At 47.2% G+C, this 3,655-nt stretch carries 2 protein-coding genes; both read right to left on the bottom strand.

From position 1 onward, the window contains the following. Nucleotides 1-857 (bottom strand): ribosome biogenesis GTPase YlqF (ylqF, locus tag ACTXGO_RS11160; protein ID WP_443574533.1); only part of this gene is annotated, 857 nt, incomplete at its 3' end. Between the two features lie 75 nt (nt 858-932). Beyond that, the coding region (locus ACTXGO_RS11155) for a DUF2339 domain-containing protein (protein WP_443574531.1) at nt 933-3,655 on the bottom strand (2,723 nt) is incomplete at its 5' end.

The raw sequence follows: 3,655 nt of genomic DNA, 5'->3' as shown, positions 1-3,655 counted from the left end.
AATAATAGCTCCGCCTCGCGCATTTTGGGTGTTTCAAGCGTAATATGGCCTAGCGTACCACTGCGCAGCTCATTGACCAAAATCTCAGACATACGGTAAGTATCAACGATGCCGCCTTTTTTTAGTAGACCTCGGTTGTGTCCTGCAACCTCAAAAAACTCCCAATCGGTTTGCGGTAAATCCTCAATCTTATAGCGCTCTTTGAGCAGATCAGGATAGGCTTCAAGCAAATACTCAGCGGTGTAACCTGCCACATCAGCGAAGTCAAACGCGGTGTCTTTGATGCCGCCTGTAGCTGCCAAGCGATAGCCTGAATTTGGGTTTTCAATCTTTGGCCAGAGCATGCCGGGCGTATCATAGAGCATGATGTCGTCATCGATTTTAATGAGCTGCTGCGACTTGGTAACGGCAGGTTCATCGCCCGTTTTGGCAATGCTGCGCCCCGCAAGAGCGTTAATCAGTGTCGATTTACCCACGTTGGGTATGCCCATAATAAGCACTTTGATTTGCCTACCTGTGCCTGCTTTATTGGGCATTAATTGCTTACATAGCTGTACGATGCGTTTGACTTCGCTAGATTTGTTATCGTCACAAGCGATGGCTTTGACTTGATCTTGACTCTCTAAATATTCAATCCATGCCTGCGTCTGATTGGGGTCGGCAAGATCGGCTTTATTCAGGATTTTGATGACCGGTTTTTGTCCGCGCAGCGCTGCCACCATGGGATTTTCGCTACTGTAGGGAATGCGCGCGTCGATGACCTCGATGACCACATCCATCTCTGGCATGATCTCTTTGATCTCGTTACGGGCTTTGTTCATGTGTCCTGGGAACCACTGAATGCTTGGGTTATTCATCGAGACAACAGCCTTGTAGTTAATATTTTTAAAGACGTTTAGTTTACTACATCACGCACATCATGTTGCTCTAAATCAAGGCTCTGGAGTATTCTCGGTTTCCTCAGGTGGCAACGGTGCAAGATAACCGATAAGCAGTATCAAACTGCCTGCGCCGATAAAAGAGATGACGCGCCAAATCGCCTCGGTTTGTGACAAATCGACGAGGACGAGTTTGAGCACCACGACACCCAACAAGCCGATACCCATAAACCAAAGCGTACGATGCCAGCCGCGACTGGCGATAATAGTGGCAAGTAGGGCAAGGAGCGTCCAAATAATGGTCAAGCCCGTCTGTACTTGCTCGCTTTGCCACGCGCCTATAGGCTGATAATCCCAAAGTGGCGTACCGATAAAGGCGTGTAGCGTTCTGATAAGCATACTAGAGATGACCCAAAAGCTGATAATCCCCAAAATCATGAGTAACGGTCTGCTGATAAAAGGCGGGCTAGAAGAGTTATCAGCGTTTTGTAGATAATCGTTTTGACTTAAATAATAAGCCAGCCCGCTATAAGCTAAGATGAGCCATAACGTTACATCGTATAAATTAAACAGCGGTACATAAGGCAGATTCCAAATTATCCCATCGTAAGAGAGGTTAGTTATGATGACCCAAAGCAAGGTTAACGGTGCAAATATCGCCGCGCAGCCTATCAAGGCGTCATGCCAATCAAACCAATAAATAGGCGCTACTATTTTATCACCACGGTTTTTACTACTCTGTAAGGCGACTATTATCAGCGCAGTCATCAGACCAATCGGCACTAGTAAAGTGATAACGCCGTGCGAGCTGGGCAGATAATAATGAACAGCAGCGGTTAGTACCAAAATACCGGTACCCAGCCAACTGGCATCATGATAAGACGAGCGTTGAGTGATAGCTGTGCTCTGATGATTATCGGTTGCATCATCATGCCACGTCTTTAACCATAGCTGCCCCGCAACTAGCCAACCTATGAGTAATAAGGCAAAAATGAGCCAATGCGGCGGCGTCCAAACAGTATTAAACTCAAACTTTTGCGGCAGTTGCAAAATAAGCATCGCATAAAACACGATTAGCAGTCCGTGAGTGAGCTGCCTAATCTCTCGCCACCCGTGATAACGGTTGACGAGCCAATAAACGCTCAGGCTAAATAACGCCGAGAGCGCAATGATAGTCGTCGTCGCCAATGACCAGTCGCCAAGCCATTGATCAATATCAAGCATTAATACATAAAGTGCCCAGACAACGGCAGTCAGCGTCAAAAACCGTATCAGTAGCGGACTACGCCACACCAAACTAAAAGCCATGCTTTGGCTATTGATAGTGCTCAGCCACTGACTAGCGGCCTGAGTGCTGATACCGAGCCGCCGCGCGTATGTCGATGCCAAATCAAAACCAGTATCGCTAGTCGTATTATCAGCAGTAGGTGTCAAAGGGCTATCCAAAACGGCAGGCGAGTTGCTGGCGCGTAGGATAAACAAGCTGGCTAGATAACTCATAGCCGAGATACTCAGCGCTAAAGTAGGGTAGTCTTGAGATGAAAAAAATAGGTTCGCAATCAGCATGCCGATACTGATGAGCTGCAATAGTAGACCAAACAATACCGACCATGCCCGCAGGGAGCGCCGCCCAAACCATACGAGAGCCAGCCCCTGTACCGACCAGCCAAACGCAATCCACTGCGCATCTAATGCCAGCGGAATCACTAAGGCTAAAAAGCCAAACCCTAATGCTAGCATGCCCTCGGTAATGAGTGCATAACCTTGGCTACGTCGAATAAATAACCAACCTAATACGAGATAAACTGCTGCGAGAATGGCACTGGTAATCGTCAAAGCGTGTTCGATATCACCAAGCAAAGCGGCAAATAATCCAAAGGCTAATAGGGGTACACAGAACAATAATCCCGTATCTATTGGAAACAAATAATTGCCATTGAGGTTGCTGTTATTAATGTTGCTATTATCGGCACGGCTAGAGCTATCGTTATACAGCGCTTTTTTGCTATTGGCGTTATAGTGGATGATTTGCTGCGCGTAGCGGATAACAACAAACAAGTAGAGCAATACATGCAGAGCAACTAGTAGCACCAGTGACCAGCGCTGCGTCTCGATAGTGGTGCTTAAATTCTCACTGATGCCCCAATAGCTAATACCCAAATAGTAGGCCAGCCCAAAGGTCACAATGACGCCAAACAAGTTAAGGGCTTTCCACGTGCGGTAGTGAGCAATGATGGCAATTGTCACGTTGAGCAGTAGATAGTAGCTGAATAAAGTAGTCAGACTACCCGTGTCGTTACTGGTCAAAATAGGCGCAAAAAACCCGCCAGACAAGGCGAGTAGCGCTAACGGAAAGGCGTTTTGACGTACGGCTAACAGGATGGTGATAGCGGATAATACGCCAAGTCCGATAAAGCTTGGCAAACTTGGCAGCACGAGATAGACGCTATAGGCAAAAAAAGTCGTTAAGTACGCAATAGCCAGCCCTGCGCCTTGCAAAGTAATGCCGTAAGCAAAACGGTTCTTCGCCAGTTTAAGCCCTAATCCTGCTAATCCTAACCCTATCACTCCGATCGCTAGGAGTTTGGACTCAATAGAGATTTCGATATAGTCACTGAGCAAGCGTAGTAGCAGTACCACGCCAACGAGCAGCACCAAAACTCCGACGCGCACGACCAAATTACCACCAAAGAACCAGTTTTTGATCGAATGAAATAAGGAGGTGACAATAGGCAACGATTGCTCGTCTGGGTCTGTAACCTTTGGCGTTTTGATGA

This window comes from Psychrobacter sp. T6-1, from assembly GCF_052258445.1.
The sequence above is the reverse complement of the archived record's forward strand: the minus strand, read 5'-3'. Positions and strand labels throughout refer to the sequence as shown.